This window comes from Humibacter albus DSM 18994 (genome assembly GCF_000421825.1).
Taxonomy (GTDB): domain Bacteria; phylum Actinomycetota; class Actinomycetes; order Actinomycetales; family Microbacteriaceae; genus Humibacter; species Humibacter albus.
This window is the reverse complement of the sequence record NZ_ATXT01000015.1, coordinates 329680-353488: the sequence shown is the minus strand read 5'-3', so window position 1 is coordinate 353488 and position 23809 is coordinate 329680. Positions and strand designations below refer to the sequence as shown.

The window sequence follows — 23809 nt, the reverse complement described above, 5'->3', positions numbered from 1 at the left end:
CTGTTGCGATCGCCAGACCGTGAGGGGAGCCGCGTGAAGCCGCTGACCGAACAGGAGATCCGAGCGTCGTTCGTGAATGCGACCCCGGAGCAGCTCGACCGGCTGCCCATTCCGGGCATCCACGAGACGCTGTGGGACGAACGCGAGTTCCTCGGCTGGCGTGACCCGCAGGCATCCCACCTCGGCTACATCGTGCACTGGATGCACGACCGACCGACCGGCATCGTGTTGCGCGCCGCGAGTGGCGGCCTGCGTCCCGGGATCGCCGCGATGTGCTCGTTCTGCCATTCGTCGCAGCCGGCGACCCAGGTGCGCATGTTCAGCGCGCCGCGTGCCGGGGCGGCCGGGCGCAACGGCAACACCATCGGCTCGTACATCTGCGACGACCTGGCGTGCTCGCTGCTCATCCGCATCGCGCCGCCCCACGCGCAATCCGCCGAGCACATCTCCGAGCGAGCCGATGCCCTCCTGGGCCGGGTGCACAACTTCACCGCCACGGTGATGAAGACGGCCTGAGTCGGCCGCGGCGGGTCCTCTCGTGGAGCATGGTCGCGGCGTTTCCCATGCCGCCGCCCCGGCCCGGGTTCCCGGTTCGTAATTCAGGCTGCGACGCCCAACAGGTGCGGTGGCGGTCGGTGTTCACCGGGCAATTTGCACCCCGGTGCCGCCGCGAGCCTGAATTGTGCGCAGCTGTCTGAACCGCGCACTGCTCTCCGTCGCGATCCCGACTAGCGTGGATGGCGTGAACTCACCGATCGACGCCACCACCACTTCTGCCTGGGCCGAGCTGGAGGCCCACCGCGACTCGTTCACCCCGGATCTGCGTGGCTGGTTCGCCGCCGACTCCGGCCGCGTGGACCGCCTCAGCTTGCCACTGGCCGACCTGCACGTCGATCTCTCGAAGAATCTCGTGACCGACGACATCCTCGCCTCGCTCGTTCGCCTGGCCGAGCAGGTCGGGGTAGCGGAGCGCTTCGCGCAGATGCTCTCGGGCGTGCACATCAACACGACCGAGGATCGCGCCGTGCTGCACACCGCGCTGCGCCGGCCGGCCGGCGAGAGTCCGGAGCTCGTCGTCGACGGCCAGCACGTGGACGGTGGCGTGCAGGAGGTGCTCGATCGGCTCTCCGCGTTCGCCGAGCGGGTGCGCTCGGGCGAGTGGAAGGGCGTCACGGGCAAGAAGGTCGCCACGGTCGTGAACATCGGCATCGGTGGATCCGACCTCGGCCCCGTCATGGTCTACGAGGCGCTGAAGCCTTACGCCGATGACATCGAGGCGCGGTTCATCTCCAACATCGACCCGACCGACCTTGCGCAGAAGACCGCTGGGCTCGACCCCGAGACCACGCTCTTCATCGTGGCGTCGAAGACGTTCACCACGCTCGAGACCCTGACGAACGCACGCCTCGCTCGCGACTGGCTCTGGGAGGGCCTGGCAGCGGCGGGGGCCATCGGCGACGACGAGAACAGCCGCACGGATGCCGTCGCCCACCATTTCGTCGCCGTCTCGACCGCGCTCGACAAGGTCGCCGACTTCGGCATCGACCCGACGAACGCGTTCGGGTTCTGGGACTGGGTGGGCGGCCGCTACTCCGTCGACTCCGCGATCGGTCTGTCGCTGGCGATCGCGTTCGGGCCGGAGAACTTCCGCGAGCTGCTCGCGGGGTTCCACGCGGTCGACGAGCACGTGGCATCCACTCCGCTGGCGCAGAACGTTCCGGTGCTGATGGGCCTGCTCAACGTCTGGTACTCGAACCTGCTCGGGGCGCAGTCGCACGTCGTGCTGCCGTACGCGCAGCAGTTGCACCGCTTCCCGGCCTACCTGCAGCAACTCACCATGGAATCCAACGGCAAGTCGGTGCGCTGGGACGGATCCCCGGTCACGACGACGACCGGCGAGATCTTCTGGGGCGAGCCCGGCACGAACGGCCAGCACGCGTTCTACCAGCTGATCCACCAGGGCACGCGGCTCATCCCGGCCGACTTCATCGCGTTCGCGAACCCGGCCTATCCGCTGAAGGACGGCGACCGCGACGTGCACGGCCTGTTCATCGCGAACTTCCTGGCGCAGACGAAGGCGCTCGCCTTCGGCAAGACCGCCGAGGAGGTCGAGGCGGAGGGCACGACCGGGGCGCTCGTGGCCGCGCGCACGTTCCCGGGGAACCGGCCGACGACATCCATCTTCGCGAAGGCGCTCACGCCGCGCGTGCTCGGCGAACTGATCGCGCTGTACGAGCACATCACGTTCACGCAGGGCGTCGTGTGGGGCATCAACTCGTTCGACCAGTGGGGTGTCGAGCTCGGCAAGCAGCTGGCACTGCAGATCGCGCCAGCGATCGAGGGCGACGCGGATGCCGCGGCCGCCCAGGATGCCTCCACTCGCGCCCTCCTGGACTACTACCGCTCGCACCGCGGCTGAGTTCGGCCCGTACCACCCTGAGACAGCCCGTTCCGGCTGAGACAGACCTCCAGAGCGCATGTCTCGGCCGGAACGGGCTGTCTCAATTGCGCACGTCGTGATAACTTTTGAACGTGTTCGAAAATGAGGGAGCGGAGACTTCCGGGGACCGGTCCGTGAAGGTCCCGCCGTCGGAGAGTCGATCGTCGAAAGCGGAGCGCACGCGGGCGGCCATTCGCGACGCGGCGCTGCGCTCGTTCCGCGAGAACGGGTTCGATGCCACTACGATGCGCAGCCTCGCGCAGGACGCCGGCGTCTCGCTCGGCAACGCCTACTACTACTTCCCGACGAAGAACCACCTGGTGCAGGAGTTGTACATCGAGGTGCAACAAGCGCACCGCGCCGCCGTCGAGCCGCGGCTGAAGGCATCCGCGGGCCTCATCGAGCGCGTCGGCATCGTCTACCGGGAAGGGCTGGCGCAACTCGCGCCGTTCCATTCGTTCGCACCGGGTTTCCTGAACGCGATGGTCGCTCCCGACTCGCCGTTGAACCCGTTGTCGCCCGAATCCTCGGCCGCGCGAGAGATCACGGTCGGGCTGTTCCGCGAGGCGATCACCGGAGCCAGGAACCGGCTCCCGCCCGAGTTCGAGGAACGGATGCCCGACCTGCTCTGGCTCGGCCACCTCCAGCTCAGCTTGTACTGGTCCTACGATCGGTCGGACGAGCAGCGGCGCACCGCCCGGCTGCTGGATCAGGGGCTGCGGCTGCTGAAGGCCGCGCTCCCCGCGATCCGGACGCCGTTCCTCCGCGCTCCGCTGCGGTCCCTGCTCGACCTCGTCGCGGAGGCGGGAATGTGAGCGCTGTGCTCCGAGGCATCGTGTCGCCTCGCACATCCGGGGAGCCGAAAGCGTTCACGCTCGCGGAATTCACGCGCGGTGCGCTCCTTGCATTTCTCGTCTTCCAGCCGATGGGAATCGTTATCGCCTTCGTCAGCGGGGCCATCGTGTCCATGGGCCTTCCTGCCGGTTCAGTGAGCAATATCGCGCAGGCGTCACTGAACTTCGGACTGATCGCCGTGATCTTCGGCGCCGTCATCGGGCTTCCCTGCAGCATCGCGGCACTGGTCGTCGGTGCTCCAGGCGCCTATGTGCTTGGGCACCTTGTGCGCCGGGTGCGCGCCGACGGGATTCACCTGCTGCTGTTCGGGCTGTTCGGGCTGGTGCTCGGCGCCATCACGATGAGCGCCAGCGACGCTGTCCTGGCGATGATCGTCGGATCGGGGCCGCAAGTCCCCGGTCTGAACGACGTCCCGCGCGACGTTCCGTTCTCCTGCGCGTCAGGAGCCGCGGTGGCGATCGGCAGGCTGTTGGCGCTACGCAGGGCGCGGAAGTCGGACGCTCTTCTGGCAGGTATCCGCTCCGTGGTGCAGAGGCTTGAATGACGCAGACGAGCCGAAACACCCTCGCCAGCCGTTACGGGAATTCGTCGCCGCGCACGGCCGAGCACCCTCGCGCGTTCACCACGTTCGAGTTCATCACCGGTGTGTTCTGGGCGGTGTTGTGGTTCCAACCGATGGCCGCCGTCGTGGCGATCGTGGTCGGACTCATCAGCTCGCCGATGTTCGCCTTCGCCTTCGTGATCGGGGGCGGGTTCGTCGGCCTGCCCGTGAGCGTCGCTGCGGCGCTTGTGGGAGCACCGTTCGCGGGGCTCCTCGGCCGCGCGCTCAAGGCGCATTCCCGTGATCGTGTGCACGTGGTGGCCTTCACGGCCTTCGGCGTGGCGATCGGGCTCGCGACCGCGGCAGTCGTCGGGCTGGTCCTGGGAGGAAGCCTGCTCGCCGGACTGATGCTCGCGCCGTTCGCCCTCCCGTGCGGCGTCGCGGTACCACTCGGCTGGTGGAAGACGTCGCGGAGCGCGCTCGCGGCGGACGCGCACCGGGCGGGCGGCGCAGCGGAATCCGAGTGAGGTCGTTGTTCACGACTCAGGTGCGTCGACAGCTCGCTTGTACCGCGACTGAGTTCGGCCCCCACCACCCCTGAGACAGCCCGTTTCGGCTGAGACAGCGCTCCAGTCCGCATGTCTCAGCCGAAACGGGCTGTCTCAGTTGCGCACGTCGGTGGTCGGTCGCCGGGGCGTCAGCCCTGCGCGCGGCGCGAGCCGCGGCCGCGCGACGTGCCGGAGTTCGGCCGCACGATGTCGCCCACTCGGATGCCCGTGCTTCGGCCGCCGGAACGCCCGCCGTTGCTGCGGTTGCCGGCGTGCCCGCTGCCGGTCGTCCCGCCGTGAGCGTGGTCGCCGTTCGCGCGGGTCGACGACGTCGAGCCGGCGACGGCGCTGTTTCCGTTGCGTGCGGCGCCGGAGCGACCGCCGGATCGACGGCCGCTGCCGCCGCGCGCCTGACCGTTCGCCTGGCCCGCGTCGTTCGACCGGCCGGACCGGTCGCCGCGCGGGGACGCGCCGCTGTCGGAGCCTGCGCTCCGACCCGCGCCGTTCCCGCGACCCGATCCGGGTCCTCTGCCGCGGCCGGAGGCGCCGGCAGAGTCCCGGCCACGTCCTACGCCGCTGCCTCCGCGCGAGCCCGAGCCGCCGTTGCCAGCCCCACCGCTACGGCCGCCGCCCTGCTGCGCCTTCGGTGCGGGCTTCACGTACGGTGCGACTTCGCCGACGAGCGTCGCGACCTCGCGCGACGTGGCAGTCACCGCGATCGGGGTGACCGTGATGTCGGCCTTGCGCAGGAGCATCCTCAGGTCGCTGCGCTGCGCCGGCAGCGAGATGGTGACCACGTCGCCGGTGGCCCCGGCGCGGGCCGTACGGCCGGAGCGGTGCAGGTACGCCTTGTGCTCCGCCGGGGGATCCACGTGCACCACGAGCTCGACGTCGTCGACGTGCACGCCGCGAGCGGCGACATCCGTGGCGACAAGCACGCGCACGCCGCCTTCGCCGAATGCGGCCAGGTTGCGGTCGCGCTGGGGCTGCGAGAGGTTGCCGTGCAGGTCGACGGCCGGAATGCCCGACTCCGTCAGCTTCTTGGCCAGCCTCTTCGCGTGGTGCTTGGTGCGCATGAACAGGATGCTGCGCCCGGTTCCCGAGGCGAGAGTGCGCACCAGGTCGTTCTTGGCGTCGGCGTCCGCAACCTCGAACACGTGGTGCGTCATGCGGTCCACGTGGCTGGTCTCGTCGTCGACGGAGTGCATCACGGGGGAGTGCAGGAAGCGCTTGACGATCTTGTCCACACCGTTGTCGAGCGTGGCGGAGAACAGCAGACGTTGACCGTCCTTCGGCGTCTTGTCGAGGATGCGCGTGACGACGGGCAGAAAGCCCAGGTCGGCCATGTGGTCGGCCTCATCGAGCACCGTGATCTCCACGGCGTCGAGGGAGACGAATCCCTGACCCATCAGGTCTTCGAGGCGACCGGGGCAGGCGACGAGGATGTCCACGCCGGCGCGCAGGGCATCCACCTGGCGCTTCTGGTTCACTCCGCCGAACACCGTCGTGGTGGTCAGTCCGTAGGCGGCCGCGAGGGGCTCCAGCGTGGTGGCTATCTGCGTCGCGAGCTCGCGGGTCGGGGCGAGGATCAGCGCCAGCGGGTGCCCCGCGCGGCGCTTGCCGCCGGCGAGCGTCGTGCCGAGGCGGGCCGCGATGGGCAGTGCGAACGCGATGGTCTTGCCGGATCCGGTCTTGCCCCGACCGAGCACGTCGCGGCCGGCGAGCGTGTCGGGAAGGGTGTCGGCCTGAATCGGGAACGCCTCGAGCTTGCCGTCGGCGCGCAGCACGTCGACGAGCGGCGTGGGCACGCCGAGATCGGAGAAGGAAGTCATAGTGGTGTCTTTCGAACAGAGCGCCGCGGGGCTTCGTGACGACCGGCATGGTCGTGGCCGAGCCGCTGAGCGGCGGATCAATGGCGAAGGCGCCGGTGGGCGCATCCGTTCGCCGTGAGAAGGAATCGCGGGCGCTGTGCTCTGCACTGCCCGGGGTGATGCGTTCTGACGACGCAGGCGGATCCCGTCGGGCGGGACCGCAAGAAGTATCAAGTTTAGCAGGCGTCGGGGCACCCGCTTCATTCAGGTCGCGGATAGCGGGTTCCCGTCGGTGCTCGGGGTCCGCCGTTCCCGACTCGAACTGATCTCTCGTCGCGACAGGATGCCTGCCACCAGCAGCCGCGCCAACTCGCCGGGGTCGTACTCGGCCGCGGCGCCCCCGATGCAGAGGTTCCCCACGCCACGGAGCAAGGTGTAAGCAGCGATCGGCGCCCCGCCGGGGGCGGCGGCGTCGAGGAGTTCGGCGCAGACCGGGACGAGCCGGTCGAGAAAGTACCGGTGCAGCACAGCGAAGCTCTCCGCGTCGCCGTTGAGCGCGTCGGCCAGGCCGTGTTTCGTGACGAGAAAGTCGACGAACAAGGCGATCCAGGATTGAAGCGCCTCGGCCGGATCGGAGCCGTCGCGCAGGAGGCGTGGTCCGGCCTCGGCGGCGGCATCGACCTGGTGTCGGTAGACAGCGACGACGAGATCCGCGCGGGTGGGGAAGTGCCGATAGAGGGTCCCCATCCCGACTCCCGCACGTTCGGCGACCTGCCGTACCGGGGCGTTCACCCCGGAGTCGAGGAACACTGCGGCCGCTGCGTCGAGGAGCTGCTGCCGATTGCGCACGGCGTCGGTGCGTTTGCTACGGGAGCGGGCATCCGGCATCGTTCTGGCCTCCTTGTTCGTTCCACGTGAACGGTTCGAGTCGAGCGCTTCGCATCGGTACTCGAGCGCCTCGTATCGATGGGGTCGCGAGTGGGTGGACTTGCGAAACGGAGCGTTGCTCCGTATTGTTTCGGAACGCCGCTCCGCTTCAGTATCGCAGGAGCATCGATTGCATGAAAGTTGGTCATCATGTCCTCTCCTCTCGCCGCCGTCACCGATTCGGCGATCCTCCCGTCACTGGACGCCGTTCTCGGCAAGCCGGCTCCGGTCGTCTCCGTCGCGCCGGTTGCGCTTGCGGCACCGGGGCGAGCACTCCCGCTGGAGGTGCGCGTCTCCGCTCCCGTGCGGGGCCGGAACCTCCCGGTGCTGCTCTTCTCCCACGGCAACGGCTGGTCGCTCGACGGCTATGCGCCGCTCACGTCGTACTGGGCATCCCAAGGTTTCGTCGTGGTGCAGCCCACGCACCTGGACTCGCGTCGTCTCGGCATCGGCCTGGACGACGAGAGGTTCGGCCGCATCTGGTTGCAGCGCCGCGACGACCTGGTGCGCATCCTCGACCAGCTCGAGACCGTCGAGGATGCCCTTCCCGGGCTCGCCGGCCGCGTGAACCCGAGTGTCGCCGTGGCGGTCGGGCACTCCTGGGGCGCCCAAACCGTGCAGATGCTCCTGGGCGCCCGCATCGTGCAGCCCGACGGCACGCTCGGGGCGAACCACCGCGACGAACGGGTGCGTGCGGGGGCGCTGCTGGCCGCCACGGGCGTCGGTGGCGAGGAGCTGCATCCGTTCGCGAGGCAGAACTTTCCTTTCATGAATCCGTCGTTCGCGCAGCTCAGCGCGCCGACCCTGGTCGTGGCCGGGGACCATGACCAGTCGCCGTTGTCGAGCCGAGGGCCGGATTGGTTCACGGATGCCTACTACCGCAGCCCCGGCGCGACCGATCTGCTCACGTTGTTCGGTGCGGAGCACTCGCTCGGAGGCATCCCGAACTATGAGGCCGCCGAAACCACTGACGAGAACCCCGAGCGCGTCGCCGTGCTCGCCCGGCTGAGCGCCGCTTATCTCCGTGCTGCGGCGACGGGCGAGCGCGCCGTCTGGAACCGGGCCCGCGAGGCCTTCGCGCGTGACGGCGGCGGAGTAGGACGCATCGACACGAAGTAGTCGCCGAGGCCCCCGGTCGGCGCGCGCCCACTAAACTTGTTCGTCCTGACTTTTATCCAGGGGGGCGCGTGCACGAGACCGAACTGGACCGCGAGCGGCACGTCGTCGCCGAGCTCTACGACCGACTGGATGCCCTGCGGGACGACACCGCGCGGCGCCTGGCGGCCGTGCGCAAACAGGGTTCGGCGGGAACGCATCAGGCTCGTGGCGAGCGGGATGCCTACGCCCGGCTCTACGAGGATCGCCTCCTGCAGCTGCGGGAGGTCGATCCGCGGCTCGTGTTCGGGCGGTTGCAGCTGGCCGAGGAGCCCGCTGCGGTCCCTGAGCGAGCGCAGCGATTCGAAGGGCGTTCTGGCGGCACGGAGGGTGAGTCGATGTCGGAGGCCGCCTCTTCGACTCGCGCCGCTCGCGCCGGGAGCGCAGGGAGCGCGGCGGAAGACCGCGGCCCCGAGTCCGACCCCCTGCGCGATCTTCGGCTGCGCTACGTCGGCCGCATCGGCCTGCGCGACGACGACGAGCACACGGTGCTGCTCGACTGGCGTGCCCCCCAGTCGAGCGCGTTCTATCAGGCGACCGCCGCGAACCCCGTCGGCATGGCCGCGCGGCGTCGGCTGACGATGCGGGAGCGGAACGTGCTCCGCGTGGATGACGAGGTGTTCGACGCCGACCTCCTGGCGAAGGCGGGTGTGCGACCAGAAGAGGTCTCCGGCGACGCCGCGCTGATGGCGGCACTCGTGGCGCAGCGCACGGGGCGCATGAACGACATCGTCGCGACGATCCAGTCCGAACAGGATCGGATCATCCGTTCCGAACTCCGTGACGCGCTCGTCGTGCAGGGCGGACCGGGCACCGGAAAGACGGCCGTGGCGCTGCACCGGGCCGCCTACCTGCTGTACGCGCATCGAAAGAAGCTGCAGGCATCCGGAGTGCTGGTCGTGGGACCGACCCGCGCGTTCCTCACCTACATCGAGGAGGTGCTGCCGTCGCTCGGCGAGACCGGTGTGGTCATGCAGAGCCTCGGCGAGCTGTTCCCCGGCGTCACGGCCGACGTCGACGACCCGGTCGCGACGGCGCAGCTGAAGGGCTCGAAGCAGATGGCGAGCCTGCTGAAGCGTGCGGTCGAGTCCCGGCAGAAGACTCCGGGCGAGGCGTCGACGATCGAGGTGGACGGCGAGCGAGTCGTGGTGCGGCCCGCTCTCATCGCGGATGCCCTCCGTCGCGCCCAACGCACCGGCAAGCCGCACAACGTGGCCCGCGTCACGTTCGTGAAGCACGCGCTGTCGGCGCTCACCCAGCAGCTCGCGCAGCAGCTGCGCCGCCGCGGTCAGACGCTCGACGAGCAGGATCTCGCGGTGCTGCGAGAGGATGTGCGCACCAGCTACGACACGCGCGTGCTTTTGAACACCGCGTGGCTCCCGCTCACGCCCCAGAAGCTCCTCGCCGACCTGTACGCGCGCCCGGCCTGGCTCGCCGAGCTCACCCCGCGGTGGAGCGAGGAGAAGCGCGCGCTGCTGGCGCGGCCGCGCGACGCGGCGTTCACCATCGGCGATATCCCGCTGCTGGACGAGGCCGCCGAACTGCTCGGCGAGACCCCGGATGCCCACGACCAGGTCGCGCAGAAGGCCGCAAAGGAGCAGCGCAAGCGCGATCTGCGCGTGGCGAGGGCGGCCATCGAGGACGCCGATGCCGGCGCCTTCGTCACGGCGGAGCAGTTGGTGGACTCGGCCGACTCCCGAGGCGACGGGCTCACGACGGCGGAGCGGGCGGCATCCGATCGCACCTGGGTCTACGGGCACGTGGTCGTCGATGAGGCGCAGGAGCTCAGCCCGATGCAGTGGCGGCTGCTCGTGCGGCGCTGCCCGATGAGGTCGTTCACGATCGTCGGCGACATCGCGCAGTCGTCGTCCGCGAGCGGCGGACGCAGCTGGGAGGATGCCGTCGGCCCGTTCTTCCGTGGCCACTGGCGTCTCGAGCAGCTCACCGTGAACTACCGCACGCCGGCGCAGATCGCGCGCGTCGCCGAGGACTTCGCTCGGTCGCGAGGGCTGCCGATCACGCCGGCGCGCGCCGTGCGCGAGGGCGACTGGCCGGTGCGCGAGGTGGGCGCCGTCGGGCCGGCCGGCCTTTCTGCCGCGATCGTGGATGCCGTCGCGCACGACCGCGCGATCGACGACTCAGGCACGTTGGCGGTGATCAGCCCGGTCGCGCTCGCCGACGACGTCGCGGAGGCGGTGGCGGCCCGGTTCGGCGGGGACGCCGGGCGCGGAGCGGCCGGACTCGTGAAGCCGATCGTCGTGTTGACCGCTCAGGATGCGAAGGGCCTCGAGTTCGACGCGGTCGTGATCGCTGATCCGGATGGCATCGTCGCCGAGTCGCCGCGCGGGGCATCCGCGCTCTACGTCGCCATGACGCGGCCGACGCAGCGGCTCGCCCTCGTGCGTCCCTGACCGTGTGCTGCCGATGGGCTGCGGGTGGCACATGATCGGCGCCTGTTCTGAGGAGGTGCACACCCGGCGGCCCAAGCGGTCCGGCGGAGTTGTGCGGTGGGGCAGTGCGGCGGCGCAGCGCGGTGGGCGGTCCGGTCGGATGGGAATCCCGGTCCGACCGTCTCGGTACGATGACCAGGTGAAAACGCCGCTCGCCCCCGATGCTCCCACGCAGCAGCCCTATGAGGTGCGGTTCGACTGGGGACGCGACGGATTGCGAGGCATCGCCCAGGGCGCGGGCGTGATCGTGGTCGTCGACGCCATCTCGTTCACCACCACCGTCGAAATGGGCGTGACGCTCGGCCTCGAGGTGCAGCCTTTCGACGGGCTTCGGCACGAAGCGGAGCAGCAGGATGCCGTCGGCGCGTTCGGCGACGCCCGTCTCGCGGGCAGGCGCGGCGATCCGGGCGTCTCGCTGTCGCCCTCGAGCATGACGGAGCAGAATGTCGCCGCCTTCGGCGCGGCTCGCGCCGTCGTCCCGTCGCTGAACGGATCGCGGCTCACCGCGCTCGCCGCCACGTTCGGCGTGCCCGTGCTCGCCGCAAGCCTGCGCAATCGCACGGCGGTCGCGCAGTGGATCATCGACTACCAACGCCGCCTGGGCCGCCGCGCCATGGTCTCGATCGTCGCCGCCGGTGAGGTGCGCGCCGACGAGACGCTGCGCTTCGCCGTCGAAGACCTGCTCACCGCCGGTGCCGCGGTCGACGCTCTCGGCAAAGTGGGTGTGGATGCCTGCTCACCGGAAGCTGCAGCCGCGTGCGCCGCCTACACGGGGCTGGCGAGGGGCATCCGTCACATGTTCTCCGCGTCGGTCAGCGGTGTCGAGCTGCTCGAGGACGACCAGCGCGCCGACATCGAGGTCGCCTTCCAGACCGACGTCTCCACGACGGTGCCGGTGCTCGTCGATGGCGTCTACACGGATGCCTCGCCGCACGACATCGCGGACCGCGCCGCATCCGAGCGCTAGTGCTGCCGCCTCCGCTGCGCCGGCCGGCTCAGGCCGAGGCGGCCTTGCCCGACCAGTCGATCGACTGGAAGACGGCCTTGCCGTTCTCGAAGCCGAGGATCTCACCCGCGACGGCGACCGACACGGGCGACGGCGAGACGAGGGTGCCCGTGCGGCCGTCGGACGCGGTGGCGTTCGCCTTGTAGGTCGCCGATCCGAGCGTCTGGGTGGTCACCGTCCATCCGGTGCCGTCCCAGCCTCCGACCACGAATGTCGGCCGGGTCACGAGCGTCCACTTCTGGTCGGACAGTTGGATGTCCTGATACGGGTTGATGAGGCGGAAGCTGCAGCCCTCGGGCTCGTACGTCGCCTGCGCGATGCACGCATCGACCCAGTCGTCGACGGCCGTCGCGGCCGCCTTCATGCCCGTGTCGGTCAGTTCGGCCTTGAGCGAGACGGCGTTGGTGGAGTTGGCGACCGCCGTGAGAGAGGTCACGGTGACGCTATCGCCTTGCGCCTCGAAGTCGTCGCTGTCTCCGAGCTCGACGTCGTACCTCCCCGGCAGCGCGCGGAGCTCGGCGTCGCCGTGCACCGAGAGCCTCGCTCCGTTGACCTCCACGGGAGCGTTCGCCGGCCCGTCGACCGACACCCGCACGGTCGGCAGCGTGACGGGCGCGAGCTTCCACTTCGGGAAGAACAGCAGGTCGGTGCCGACCTTCTTCAGCGACAGCGACGAGGTGTGCGTCGATCCAGCCTGCGTGTACCTCACGGAGACCGTGGCCGTCGTCGCGTTCGTCTCGAGCGTCTTCAGCCCGAACGCCGTGATGCGGTCCTTCGTCGCCGCGTACGCGCTCTTCGTGACCAGCGGACTGGACGTGTCGATGCTTCCCAGCTTGACCGCCCGCGCGACGTCGCCGTGCGCGAGCGCCTCGAGGTACGGTGCCGCCGCGGCCTTCGGGCTGTGTGCGTTCGACTGCACCGAGAACCACACGACGCTGCCGATGATGAGCGCGAGCAGTAGTGCTCCGCCGCCGATCAGCCCGACGAGCAATCCCGTGCGCCTCGTGCGGGACCTCTCACCGGATGCCCGACCCTGCGACGACTGCACCCCCGGCTGCCCCTGAGGCGGTTGCCCGTTCGGTCTGCCGGCCGGCCGCTCCACGGGAGGTTGCTGCACAGGAGGCTGCTGCTCGGAAGGCTGCGGAGCGGGAAACTGCGGGCCGGACTCGGTCATGACGCCTCCGTCGTCGGCCGCGGAACGGTCACCGCGGGCGTGCACAGCCTAACGAACGGGGTGGCCGACCCACGATGGGAGAGCGTCCGGGTCACAAGGTCCGGCTTCCGCGTGTCACGGGACCACGACGGCGCGCACGCCGGCACGCGAGGCGTCGGCCCAGGCATCCTGGATGCGTGCCAGCGGGTAGGTCTGCGCGGGCACGACGACCGTGCCCGCGGCGATGAGGTCGAGGTACGCCGGCAACTGACGCAGAAGATCGGCCATCGACGAGCTGCCCGCGCCCGAGCCGAGAAGGCGGATGCGTGTGCTGCGCAGCAGCGATGCGGGCACGGATGCCTCGGGCGCGGCGAAACTTCCGATCTCGACATAACTCGTGTCGTCCTCGTCTTCGGTCAGGCCCCGTCGCGCGAGCGCGGCGAACGCCGCCTCGGCGGGCGCGCCCCAGACGAAGTCGAGCACGATCGACGGGTTGCCCTCTCCCAGAGCGGTGCGGAGGGCGGCCGCATCGGCTGCGCGGTCACCGGTGAGGGCGACGGCCTGCGCGCCGAGCTCGCCGGCGGCGCTCAGCCGCTCGAGGTCGCGGCCCGCGCCCACCACGCGGTCGGCGCCGAGCGCGAACGCGTTCTGCACGGCGAGCAGCCCGGCCGTGCCGGTCACCCCGATGATGAGCACGGTGCCGAGCGAGCCGAGCTCGTCCTTGCGCGCGACCAACGGCATCCACGACGAGAGCCCGGGGTTCATGCCGGCTGCCACCTGCACCGGGTCTGCGCCGGCCGGCAGCGGCAGGCGAAGTGACGCCGGCACCGCCATGCGCTCCGCGAACGTCCCGTAGGGTGCCGCGACGTAGCCGGTGTAGAGCAGTGTGTCGTCGTCGGCGCGCGCGACGGCGTCGACCCCCGGGATGAGGGGCCACCTACCCGTTGACCCGTAATGGGCGCCCGACGCGAGCCCGCGCACGATGGGATGGATGCCCGCGGCCACCAGCGAGACGACCTCGCGGCCCTCGTCGACGACGGGCTCGGCGAAGTCCGCGTAGTGCGGAGCGCTGCCCGCGGATTCGATGACTGCTGCCTTCATGACAAATCTCCTTAACGTTGTTAAGGGCAATCTTTCCTTAACGGCGTTAAGCTGTCAAGCGAGGCCGTCTCGAAGGGTCCAGTTCTCGAAGGGTTCGGGTCTGGGAGGGTCCAGGTCTCGAAAGGCCCAGGAGAACCCACCGCCTTAGTCGGTGCGACGATCGGAGTGCAGATGGCGAAAGGGCTGACGCGGGCAGCGATCGTGGATGCTGCGCTCGATCTGCTCGACGACGTCGGCATGGAGGGGCTGACCGTGCGAGCGCTCGCCGCGAAGCTCGACGTGAAGGCTCCCGCGTTGTACTGGCACGTGCGCGACAAGTCCGAACTCCTCGACGAGATGGCCACCGAGGCGTGGCGGCGCATCGGCGGCAGGCTGGTGGAGCTGCCGCACGACGCGTCGTGGGAAGAGGATCTCCGCAGCTTCGCAGACGTCTTGCGTGCGGCGCTGCTGGAGCATCGCGACGGTGCGAAGGCATTCAGCGGCACGTACCTGACCGACGCCACGGTGCTGAGCTCGCGCGAGGCCGGACTGCAGCGCTGGCTCGATCAGGGCTTCTCCTTGTCCGACACCGTGCGCGCGTTCGCGCTGGCCAACAGCTTCGTCGTCGGCTTCTGCATCGAGGAACAGGCCGTAGCACAGGCGGATGCCCGCCAGGACTACGACCTGGAGACGCGAGCCGAGCGGGTGGGCGCGCAGGAGCATCCGCTCGTCGCCGCCACGGGGCCGGAGGTGTTCGGCGACAAGGACGTGCAGTTCGCGTCGCTGATGGACCTCGTGGTGGATGCCGTGGGTCGCCTCCGCACCGGGGCCTGACGCTTCGCCTCGTCGCGGCTCGGCTCATTGCGGCTCGCCTCATTGCGGCTCGCCTCATCGCGGCTCGGCTCACTGCGCCTCGGCTTACCGTGGGCCGGCTCGCCAGCGCGGTCCAGTCAGCGCACCAGGCTCAGCGCACCAGGCGCGCCACCTCGCCGACGTGCCCGAGGTAGGCGGCGAGGTCGGGCTCGTCCGACGGGGGCAGAAGCACGACGTGGTCGACGCCGGCGTCGGCGAACCGACGCACCCCGGCGGCGACCTCGTCGACGGAACCGCCGAGCACGCGGTCGGCGGCGTCCGCCTGTTCTGCGTCGAACCACGCGGAAACCGCGCGCTCGACGCCGTCCGGACCGAACGCGGCAGCCACGTACGACACGATGTCGGGCGTGCCGTTCCGGCCGGCTTCGGCACGTCCGGCGCGAATGGCTTCCACGGCGCGAGCGACCTCCTCGACGGTGTGTTTGCTGTCGAGCACGGTGCCGTCGGCGACCGCGCCGCTCAGCGTCATCGTCTTCGGTCCCTCGGCCGCCGCATACACGGCGGGGACATCGCGCGGCGGCCACGCGAGGCGCACGCCATCGAGCGTCACATAACGTCCCCTGACCGTAACCTCCTCGCCGGCGAGCAGAGAGCGCAAGGCGGGCACGTATTCGCGCATGAGTGTGAGCGGTGAGGCGACCCGCGCGCCGACCAGCGCCATCCACTCGAGCACGCCGTGACCGACACCGGGCAGGAGCCGGCCGGGGAAGATCCGTGCGATCGTCGCGATCTCCATGGCCGTCGCGGCCACGTTGCGCAGCGGCATCGGCGCGATCCCGATGCCGATGTGCAGTCGCGACGTCACGGCAAGGGCTGCGGATGCCGCCGCGAACGCCGACTCGCGAAAGCAGTCCTCCCACAACCACAGCTCGTCGACCCCCGCCGCCTCGGCCGCTCGGGCGGCAGCGGGGAGCGCCTCGGGCGCGTTCGGATACGGGCTGAAGATGGCGCCGACGCTGGTCATGCACCGACTCTGCCACGGTCATCCGACAAACGCCGTCATCCGACAAACACGGTCATCCGACAAACAAGGGCATCCGACAAAGCCGAGAGGTCAGGGCGAGGTCGTTACAGGTGGCAGCGGGTGAGGCGCGAGACCATCGGCCTTCGCTTCGTCGCCCGCTCGGATGGATGAGCCCCTCAGGTGCCGAGCGGGACGCCACTTTTTTCGCCATGCTGCCAATTGCACAAAATGCGCATTTTGCGCAGCGACTTGTGCGTCGCGCTCTCGCACCAAGCTCGGAGGTTTGCTCTGGCTCGCACATCTCCGCCCGGGTTCAGACACCGCCGCACGGGGTTCGGGCGGCCCGCACGCGGTCCGGTGCCTCGCATCCGGTCCAGACGCCTCAACTTCCGGCGGGCTGCCCTGCGTCGCGGTGCCGGGCGCGATGCGCGCGCACCTTCGCCCGATTGCCGCAGCGCTGCATCGAGCACCAGCGACGGTTGCGGCTGCGCGACACGTCGAGATACACGAGCGAGCAGTCGTCGGCGGCGCACTCGCGGAGGCGGTCGCGGGCATCCGACCCGAACAGCGCGACAGCGTCGCGGGCGATCGCGGAGAGCGCCTGGGATGCACGGGCCCGGCCGCGGCCGGCCTGCCGGCCCCCGCCGGGCAGCACGGGCGGCAGGTCCGGCGTCGACGCGTAGAGGTTGACCACGTCCACGTCGCGAGCGGCGAGCGGATGCCCGCCCAGCGCCGCGTACGTCAGGTTCGCGATCGCCTCGCGCAGCGTGAGCGCGTCGCGCAGTTCGTGCTCGGCGCACGTCGCGTCGATCGCGGAGAAGCGCTCCCCGAGCCAGGCGGCGAGAGCGGCGGGGGAGCGCAGCAGCTCCCACTCGTCGCTCGTCGTGCGGCGGCCGTCCATCACCGGGGCGAACGCACCGGAGTAGGCGAAGTCGAGGCTGGGGCATCCCGGGTCGAACCACCAGCGCTGGTCGTCGGCGGTGTCGATCCAGCGCCCGACCGGGCCGGGGCGCATCGGCTCGGGTGCGGAGGAGGCGAGGGCGGCGCTCATCGTGTGGTCGGGCTCATCGTGTGGTCGGGCTCATCGTGTGGTCGGGCTCGGGTTCTTCGTGTTGTGGGACTCACCGTGTTGCGGTGGTTCATGGTGCGCCACCATCATGCCCGATATCGGCAACCGACGTCGGAGGTTACCCTCTGTCGGCGATGCCGGTGCGCAGCCGCTCGAAAGCCTGCACGCGCACACGGACGCGCTGCCGACGGATCTCAGCAGCGGGCATCCCGTCGGCGACAGCCTGGAACGGCCACCAGTCCACGAGGTGCACTGTCTGCGCGAGCAGCCAAGCCTCGATCTGCGCTTCGTGCCCGGGAAGAGAATCGGGTAGTGCCGAAGCGATCACGCTCGCCATGTCGGCGTAGTGCGCGTGCAAGCGCTGGGTGAGAGCGCGGCTGGGGAGAACGACGCCGGCGAACGCAGCCCAGGCATCAGCTGCCGGTGCTGAGTCACGTTCGGTCCGTGAGCCACGTTCGGTCCGTGAGCCACGTTCGGCCCGTGGGTCACGTACCCGTCGTGAGCCATCGGCGGCCAGCGAGTCACGTTCGGTCCGTGAGTCGCCTACGGCCTCGTCCGGCTGCGGCGCCCTCGCCAGCGCGCGTGACGCGCCACCCGAGTGCTCGCGATTCGCGCAGTAGCTCTCGATGGCGTCCACGGCGTCGTCGATGGAGGCGCATCCGGCCACTGCTGTACGCACCGCCACGAGCTCTGCCGCGAACTCGTCGAAGAGCAGATCTTCCTTCAGCGGGAAGTGGTTGGTCACGGTCATCTTCGAGACCTCTGCCGCCTCGGCGATGTCGGCGATCGAGACGGCGTCGAAGCCTCGGGCGAAGAAGAGAGCGGTCGCGGCATCCGAGATGCGCTGACGGCGGCGCTGCTTCGCCGAGGGCTCCGGCCACTTCTGCGCCGGAGCCTCCGCGGGGCCGGCCCCCACAGGTCCGCTGCCCACTCGTCCGGACCCCACGGCTTCAGCGCCCGAGGCGTCGGTCCCATTCGATCGGGCCCCCGACTCGCCGGTCCCATCGGATGCCGTACCCGTGCTTCTGGAGTCGGCCCTTGACGTCATGCGACGATCCTACCAAGATTAGGTCAAACATAAGAATAGGTTCGACATAATTCGGAACGCGCGAAGAGCGGGACCGAGAAGTGAAGAAGGTGGATCTCATGCACGACGTGATCATCGTGGGTGGCGGGCCGGTCGGTTTGATGCTGGCGCTGGAGCTTTCCCTGGCGAATGTCGACCCCCTCGTGCTCGAGGGGAGCGCGGCCATCGATCCGACCATCAAGGCAGGGTCGCTCAACGGTCCCGCGGCGGACACGCTGCGTCGGCGCGGCGTGGAGTTCGCGGCGGCCGCACCGGGCGGCGCGCCGCGATTCATCGGCCACGTGGCCGGCATGCCGATCCGTGCTGACCGGGTGCGATGGGAGCGGCTCGAGGGCTCGAGCGACACCGCGTTCGTCAGCCAGCAGCAGATCCAGGAGCTCGCCGAGGAACGACTCGCCGAACGCGGAGTCGAGGTGCGTCGAGGCATTCGCGTGATGGAGGTCGTGCCGCACGACGACCGGGTGAGTGTGGTGACCGACGCCGGAAAGCTCGAGGCCTCTTGGGTCGTCGGCGCCGACGGCGGACGCAGCCTCGTGCGCAAGAGCGCGGGATTCGCCTTCCCCGGCCTCGACGGGATCATGACCGGATACCAGATGCTCGTGCAGGGAACGGGACTCGACGACATCCCGATCGGGTGGCACACCACCGCCACCGGCGTGTTCCGGCGCATGCCGAACAACCTCATCCTCACCGCGGAGTTCGACGGCGCTCCTGCTGACCGTTCGGCTCAGATCACGCTCGATGATCTGACTGGGGCGATTCGGCGGGTGACGGGCGTGGATGCCACGGTGACGGCGGCACTCAGCGCCACGCGCTTCACTGACAACACCCGCGTGGTCGACAGCTACCGGCGTGGCCGCGTGCTTCTGGCCGGCGACGCGGCTCACGTGCATCCGCCGTTCGGCGGACAGGGTCTTTCGCTCGGCATGCTGGATGCCACGGCGCTCGGCTGGAGACTTGCCGGCGTGATCGGCGGTCGTCTGCCCGAGAGAGTCTTCGACGACTACGAGCGTGAGCGCCGCCCCGAGGCCGAGCGAATCCTGGAATGGAGTCGCGCTCAGGTCGCCCTGATGCGCACCGACGAACGGTCGCGAGCGGCCGGACGCTTGGTGCGCAGCCTCATGGAGACCCCCGACGGCGCCACCGAGGTCGCTCGGGTGGTCGCGGGAGGCGTCGTCAGTTACGCAGCCGGAGACTCTCCGATCGGCACGTTCGCCGCCGATTGGGCCGGAGCGGATGCCGACGGCGGCTCTCTCTTCGACGTCGCCGCCGACGGGTTCGCGGTTCTGGCGCACCGCAGGAACGCCGAGCCTCCGGCATCGCTCGACGGAAGAGTCCGCGCGTTCGCGACGGATGACGGCCCCGCCCCATTCGTGCTCGTACGACCGGACGGCGTGATCGCGTGGGCCGGTGCCGAGGCGTCCGGAGACGAGTTCGCCCAGGCGCTGTCGGGGCTCGGGCTCGTCACCGCACTGCACGCCGTTCCCACACGATGACGAACTCCTGGGAGAACCGCCGGGAGCAGGCGCCGCAGGACAGCGGCTTCGCGGGCATGCGGTACCGATAGTGCAGGTGGCCGCTCGGGCATCGCCCCACCCACGGAGCGAGGTCTTCGGCCACCGGTTTGTCGAGTGTGCGATTGCCGACGTAGCCCAGGTCGCGGGCGATCGTCTTCCAGCGCGCGCCGTGGCCCGCTCGCGGACCGGCCAGGGCGTGCGCGACCTCGTGCAGCAGCACCTGGTGGATCTCATCGTCGTCGAACCGCGCCGCCAAGTACTTCGAGACCGTGATGCGCTTCGCGCCGTGGTCGCACTGGCCGCCCCGGGTCTTGGCGTTGTCGAACCCGAAGCTCCAGACATCCGGATCGAGGTGCATGACGATGAGCGCCTCCGCCCATCGTCGAACCCGCACCAACTCAGCCACGTGACGAGGCTAGCGAGCACGGCCGTCACCCACCGACGCGCCCGGCCGGTCTGTGCACATCGTCGGCGGATGGCGGCGTGTGGACGACATCACTGCGTCGGCGCGACGTGCACGGCCAGGATTCGGTCGTCGCCCGGCTGCGGATTCCCACGGCCATCCGTGTTGTTCGTCAGCAGCCACAGCGTGTCGGCGCCGGCGGCGAGCGCCAGGCGAAGGCGACCGTACTCGCCGGCGTAATACGCCTTCGCCGTGACGGCGTGCCCGACACGCGCCGGGTCGATCACCCAGAGCCGTTCGCCGCGCAGCGAGGCCATGAAGATCGTGTCGTCGATGATGGCGATGCCGCTCGGACTCGCCGCGTCGGTGTGCCACTGGTAGACGGGATCGACGAACCTGCTGTCGTGGGCGATTCCCTCGACGAGGGGCCAGCCGTAGTCCGAGCCGGGCGTGATGATGTTCAGCTCGTCCCAGGTGTCCTGTCCGAACTCGCTCGCCCAGAGGCGCCCCGAGGAGTCCCACGCGAGCCCCTGCGGGTTGCGATGCCCGTACGAGTACACCGGGGAGTGCGGGAACGGATTGTCCGACGGGATGCCCCCGGTCGGCGTGACGCGCAGAATCTTGCCTCCCAGCGACTTCAGGTTCTGGGCGTTCGAGGTCTCGGTACCGTCGCCAGTGGTGATGTAGAGCATTCCGTCCGGTCCGAAGGCGAGGCGGCCGCCGTTGTGGAAGACGCCTTTCGGGATGCCCGTCACAAGCGGCTGCGGAGCGCCCAGCGTGCGGTGCCCGGCTGAGCCGGACAGAGGCATCCGCACCGCGCGGTTGTCGCTCGAGGTCGTCAGGTAGGCGTAGAGGTAGCGCGGGGACGGGACCGCCTGCACGGCAAGGCCGAGGAGCCCGCCCTCGCCGGAGTGGACGACGCCGGGCACCGTGCCGACGGTGTGCGTCGCGCCCGCGGCCGTGCGCTCGAGAACGCGGCCGGAGTCGCGTTCGTCGATCAGCGCCGACCCATCGGGCAGGAGCACGATCGACCACGGCGCGGCGAGCCCGTCGAGCACGGTCGTCGGTGTGCAGACGGGTGCGACCGGTCCGAGCACGGCCGTCGGTGCAGCGGTGGGATGCGGCGACGAGGCGGTCGCCGAGACCGGAGGGGTCGCCGGAACGGGGCCCTCCGGCACGCCGGTGCATGCGGTGAGCGCAGCCAGCGTCGCAGCCGTCGCAAGCCCGCCTGCGACGAACGGATGTCTCGTGCGGCGTGGTCGCGGCATCCAACGCCTCCTCGCGTGATCCCCACGGTGCCGGGGTGACCGGGGTCCTTCCACTGTGCGCACGCCCGGGAGGCCGAAGCAACCCCGGTCGGGATGCAATACCCAGCAACCCGGGCAGAATGAAAGGGATGCGTGCGATCGACCTCAACTGCGATCTCGGGGAGTCGTTCGGCGCCTGGAGCATGGGCGACGACACGGCGATGCTCGACGTGGTCTCGAGCGCGAATGTGGCGTGCGGCTTCCATGCCGGAGACCCGGCCACGATGCTCGCGACCTGCCGTGCGGCCCGCGACCGCGGCGTCGTCATCGGTGCGCACGTCTCGTATCGCGATCTCGCCGGGTTCGGGCGCCGGTTCCTCGATGTCGCCCCCGCGGAGCTGCACGCCGACGTGCTCTACCAACTGAGCGCGCTCGGGGGCGTGGCGGAATCCGTCGGAACCGAGGTGCGATACGTCAAGCCGCACGGAGCGCTGTACAACCGCATCGTGTTCGACGCCGAGCAGGCGGCAGTGGTGGCGGATGCCGTCGCCTCCTATCCCGCCGAGCTCGCCGTGCTCGGCCTCGCACACAGCGCCATCGAACGGGCGTGCGCCGACCGCGGCGTGCGGTTCGTGCGCGAGGCGTTCATCGATCGGGCGTACGAGGCCGACGGCACGCTCGTTCCGCGCGGTCGTGAGGGAGCCGTGCTCGCCTCCGGGGACGGGATCGCCGCGCGCGCCACGCGCATGGCATCCGACGGTCTGGTCGACACCATCGACGGGGAGACCATCCCGCTCGACGCGGTCTCGCTGTGCGTGCATGGAGACAGTCCGGATGCCGTCGCGATGGCGACCGCGGTGCGCGCCGCACTGGAGTCGGCCGGCATTCCGATCGAGGCGTTCGCGTGAGGTTCGCCGACCCGCAGACGGAGACAACGGACATCCGCGCGCTCGGCGACCGCGCGTTCCTCCTCGACCTGCCCGACCTGCACTCGGTGCTCGCGCTCGCCGACGCGCTACGGGCGTCGTCGCCCGCCGGAGTGCAGGACATCGTGCCGGCGGCTCGCACGGTGGCCGTGCTGTTCGACCCGCAAGAGCTGACTGCTGACGCGGCACGCACATGGCTCGGCCGCGTGGTGCGGGGCATCGGGGCTGGGGACGTCGGAGCTGGGGGCACCGGGGCTGGGGGCGCGATACATGCTGCGACCGCTGCCGACGGGACCACCGCCGGAGCCCGCGCCGAAAGCGCGCATCCCCGTGGCGCGCATGCCGAGGGCGAAGCAGAGTCGGCGGAGGTGATCCTCGACGTCGTCTACGACGGCGAGGACCTCGCCGAGGTGGCCGAGCTCGCCGGACTCAGCCCCGATGAGCTCGTGCGTCGTCACACGTCTGCCGGGTGGCGGGTGGCGTTCGGCGGGTTCGCGCCCGGATTCGGCTACCTCGTCACCGACGGCGACTGGCCCGAAGTGCCACGCCGATCCACCCCGCGCACACGGGTCCCGGCCGGGGCTGTGGGACTCGCCGGAGCGTTCAGCGGAGCGTACCCGCGAGAAGGCCCGGGCGGCTGGCAGCTGATCGGGCGCACGGATGCTGCGCTCTGGCGCCCGCGCTCGTCGCGTCCCGCGCTGCTCACCCCGGGCACCGCGGTGAGGTTCCGCGCCGTGCAGGCGCTCAGTGCCGAACCGGGCACCGCGACACCGGTCGCGACCGACGCGGCCGTGTCGGCATCATCGAAGCCCCGGGTCGCCTCCGGGGCGGCGCACGCTGGCGTCTCCGGCCCGGCCGACATGCCCGTCGAGAGGGCTGTCACGGTGCTCCGGGCGGGACCCCAACTGCTGGTGGAAGATCTGGGGAGGCCGGGGTGGGCATCCATCGGCGCGGGCCGATCGGGAGCGCTCGACCGCGGCGCGCTGCGCCTGGCGAACCGGCTCGTCGGAAACGGCGAAGGCGCCGCCGCGGTCGAAGTCGTCGTCGCCGCATCACTGCGCTTCGAACACGAGGCCTGGTTCGCGGTGACCGGTGCGAGGGGCGAGCTGAGCCTGTCCGCGCGGCAGGTCGAGCCCGACACCGCCGTACACGCCCGCGCCGGCGACGTGCTCGAGCTCGGACCGGCGACGCACGGCCTGCGGTTCGTCGTCGCGGTGCGCGGCGGCGTCGACGCGACGCTCGAACTCGGATCCGCCTCGGTGGACGTCGGGGCAGGCCTCGGCGAACCGTTGAACGACGGTGACACCCTCGCGACGGGACGTGCCGCGACCGGTGACATCCCGGCGGTCGACGCGCTGACCGTGTGGTCGCCGCCCGACGACGAGGTCGGCGTTCACGTGGTGGCCGGACCACGGCAGGACTGGTTCGCACCGGCATCCGTCGACGCGTTCTACGACACGGCCTGGGAGGTGACCGCGGCGTTGAACCGCGTGGGCCTGCGCCTGCGCTCGCCGGAGGGCGTCGTGCTCGAACGCGCCGCCGGCCGCGTGACGGCGGAACTGCCGAGCGAGCCGATGGTCCCGGGCGCCATCCAGGTGCCGCCGTCGGGGGAGCCGACGGTGCTGCTCGCCGACGGCCCGGTCACCGGCGGTTACCCGGTGATCGCCGTGGTCGCGGATGCCGACCTCGACCTCTTCGCGCAGCTGCGCCCCGGGCAGACCGTGCGTTTTCGCCACGCTCGTCGTGCTCGCTGACCT

General features: G+C 70.3%; 21 protein-coding genes. 12 read left to right on the top strand and 9 right to left on the bottom strand.

Annotated features, from left to right (window positions below; translation table 11 throughout):
• Positions 1 to 33: 33 nt before the first annotated feature.
• From H623_RS0111110 to H623_RS0111090, 5 genes are all read left to right on the top strand, one after another.
• A complete protein-coding gene (locus tag H623_RS0111110) occupies positions 34 to 516 on the top strand; it encodes an FBP domain-containing protein (RefSeq protein WP_022901011.1) in 483 nt (160 codons plus the stop codon).
• A 226-nt stretch (positions 517 to 742) separates the two neighbouring features.
• Complete coding sequence (pgi, locus tag H623_RS0111105; protein ID WP_026940234.1) at positions 743 to 2419, top strand: glucose-6-phosphate isomerase; 1677 nt, start codon at positions 743 to 745, stop codon at positions 2417 to 2419.
• 113 nt (positions 2420 to 2532) lie between these two features.
• Positions 2533 to 3255 carry a TetR/AcrR family transcriptional regulator gene (locus H623_RS0111100; protein WP_245558978.1) on the top strand — a complete coding sequence of 241 codons (723 nt, stop codon included), beginning with the start codon at positions 2533 to 2535 and terminating at the stop codon, positions 3253 to 3255.
• Entirely contained in the window at positions 3252 to 3839 is a 588-nt protein-coding gene (locus H623_RS0111095) for a hypothetical protein (protein ID WP_022901008.1), read from the top strand. The genes H623_RS0111100 and H623_RS0111095 overlap by 4 nt, the downstream gene beginning before the upstream one ends.
• The gene (locus tag H623_RS0111090) at positions 3836 to 4363 is read left to right on the top strand and encodes a hypothetical protein (protein ID WP_022901007.1); all 528 of its coding nucleotides are present in this window, start codon (positions 3836 to 3838) and stop codon (positions 4361 to 4363) included. The genes H623_RS0111095 and H623_RS0111090 overlap by 4 nt, the downstream gene beginning before the upstream one ends.
• A 170-nt stretch (positions 4364 to 4533) precedes the next feature.
• Here H623_RS0111090 and H623_RS0111085 read toward each other — a convergent pair whose 3' ends face one another.
• Positions 4534 to 6216, bottom strand: coding sequence for a DEAD/DEAH box helicase (locus H623_RS0111085; RefSeq protein ID WP_022901006.1), 1683 nt, complete (start codon positions 6214 to 6216; stop codon positions 4534 to 4536).
• Between the two features lie 243 nt (positions 6217 to 6459).
• Positions 6460 to 7083 carry a TetR/AcrR family transcriptional regulator gene (locus H623_RS19345; RefSeq protein ID WP_022901005.1) on the bottom strand — a complete coding sequence of 208 codons (624 nt, stop codon included), beginning with the start codon at positions 7081 to 7083 and terminating at the stop codon, positions 6460 to 6462.
• 189 nt (positions 7084 to 7272) lie between these two features.
• Here H623_RS19345 and H623_RS0111075 point away from each other — a divergent pair, with 189 nt between their 5' ends.
• From H623_RS0111075 to H623_RS19340, 3 genes are all read left to right on the top strand, one after another.
• Positions 7273 to 8241, top strand: a complete 969-nt coding sequence (locus H623_RS0111075) for an alpha/beta hydrolase family protein (RefSeq protein ID WP_022901004.1) — start codon at positions 7273 to 7275, stop codon at positions 8239 to 8241.
• Positions 8242 to 8309: 68 nt separating this feature from the next.
• Entirely contained in the window at positions 8310 to 10688 is a 2379-nt protein-coding gene (locus tag H623_RS0111070) for an AAA family ATPase (protein WP_022901003.1), read from the top strand.
• A 178-nt stretch (positions 10689 to 10866) separates the two neighbouring features.
• On the top strand, positions 10867 to 11694 hold the full coding sequence (locus tag H623_RS19340) for a 2-phosphosulfolactate phosphatase (RefSeq protein ID WP_022901002.1): 828 nt from the start codon (positions 10867 to 10869) through the stop codon (positions 11692 to 11694).
• A gap of 28 nt (positions 11695 to 11722) precedes the next feature.
• Here the strand turns inward: H623_RS19340 and H623_RS0111060 are convergent, their stop codons facing one another.
• Together H623_RS0111060 and H623_RS0111055 are read right to left on the bottom strand one after the other, a co-directional pair.
• Entirely contained in the window at positions 11723 to 12907 is a 1185-nt protein-coding gene (locus H623_RS0111060) for a zinc ribbon domain-containing protein (RefSeq protein WP_157560952.1), read from the bottom strand.
• Positions 12908 to 13021: 114 nt separating this feature from the next.
• The gene (locus tag H623_RS0111055) at positions 13022 to 13987 is read right to left on the bottom strand and encodes a quinone oxidoreductase family protein (protein WP_022901000.1); all 966 of its coding nucleotides are present in this window, start codon (positions 13985 to 13987) and stop codon (positions 13022 to 13024) included.
• Between the two features lie 171 nt (positions 13988 to 14158).
• Between H623_RS0111055 and H623_RS0111050 the strand changes: the two genes are divergently transcribed.
• On the top strand, positions 14159 to 14800 hold the full coding sequence (locus tag H623_RS0111050) for a TetR/AcrR family transcriptional regulator C-terminal domain-containing protein (RefSeq protein ID WP_022900999.1): 642 nt from the start codon (positions 14159 to 14161) through the stop codon (positions 14798 to 14800).
• Between the two features lie 130 nt (positions 14801 to 14930).
• Here H623_RS0111050 and H623_RS0111045 read toward each other — a convergent pair whose 3' ends face one another.
• The 3 genes from H623_RS0111045 to H623_RS21100 form a co-directional block, all read right to left on the bottom strand.
• Positions 14931 to 15803, bottom strand: coding sequence for an LLM class flavin-dependent oxidoreductase (locus tag H623_RS0111045; RefSeq protein WP_022900998.1), 873 nt, complete (start codon positions 15801 to 15803; stop codon positions 14931 to 14933).
• 382 nt (positions 15804 to 16185) lie between these two features.
• A complete protein-coding gene (locus tag H623_RS19335; protein WP_022900997.1) occupies positions 16186 to 16854 on the bottom strand; it encodes a CGNR zinc finger domain-containing protein in 669 nt (222 codons plus the stop codon).
• 136 nt (positions 16855 to 16990) lie between these two features.
• Positions 16991 to 17920: a TetR/AcrR family transcriptional regulator gene (locus H623_RS21100; RefSeq protein WP_084485910.1), complete on the bottom strand. Its 930-nt coding sequence runs from the start codon at positions 17918 to 17920 to the stop codon at positions 16991 to 16993.
• 98 nt (positions 17921 to 18018) lie between these two features.
• On the opposite strand from H623_RS21100, the gene H623_RS19325 reads away from it, so the two are divergent.
• Positions 18019 to 19455 carry an FAD-dependent monooxygenase gene (locus H623_RS19325; protein WP_157560951.1) on the top strand — a complete coding sequence of 479 codons (1437 nt, stop codon included), beginning with the start codon at positions 18019 to 18021 and terminating at the stop codon, positions 19453 to 19455.
• Here H623_RS19325 and H623_RS19320 read toward each other — a convergent pair.
• Together H623_RS19320 and H623_RS0111020 are read right to left on the bottom strand one after the other, a co-directional pair.
• On the bottom strand, positions 19424 to 19882 hold the full coding sequence (locus H623_RS19320) for a SprT-like domain-containing protein (protein WP_033371799.1): 459 nt from the start codon (positions 19880 to 19882) through the stop codon (positions 19424 to 19426). The two genes, H623_RS19325 and H623_RS19320, sit on opposite strands and share 32 nt — an antisense overlap.
• 89 nt (positions 19883 to 19971) lie before the next feature.
• A complete protein-coding gene (locus H623_RS0111020) occupies positions 19972 to 21147 on the bottom strand; it encodes a PQQ-dependent sugar dehydrogenase (protein WP_022900993.1) in 1176 nt (391 codons plus the stop codon).
• A gap of 128 nt (positions 21148 to 21275) precedes the next feature.
• On the opposite strand from H623_RS0111020, the gene H623_RS0111015 reads away from it, so the two are divergent.
• Positions 21276 to 22034, top strand: coding sequence for a LamB/YcsF family protein (locus tag H623_RS0111015; RefSeq protein WP_022900992.1), 759 nt, complete (start codon positions 21276 to 21278; stop codon positions 22032 to 22034).
• A complete protein-coding gene (locus H623_RS0111010) occupies positions 22031 to 23806 on the top strand; it encodes a 5-oxoprolinase subunit B/C family protein (protein ID WP_022900991.1) in 1776 nt (591 codons plus the stop codon). The genes H623_RS0111015 and H623_RS0111010 overlap by 4 nt, the downstream gene beginning before the upstream one ends.
• Positions 23807 to 23809 lie beyond the last annotated feature (3 nt).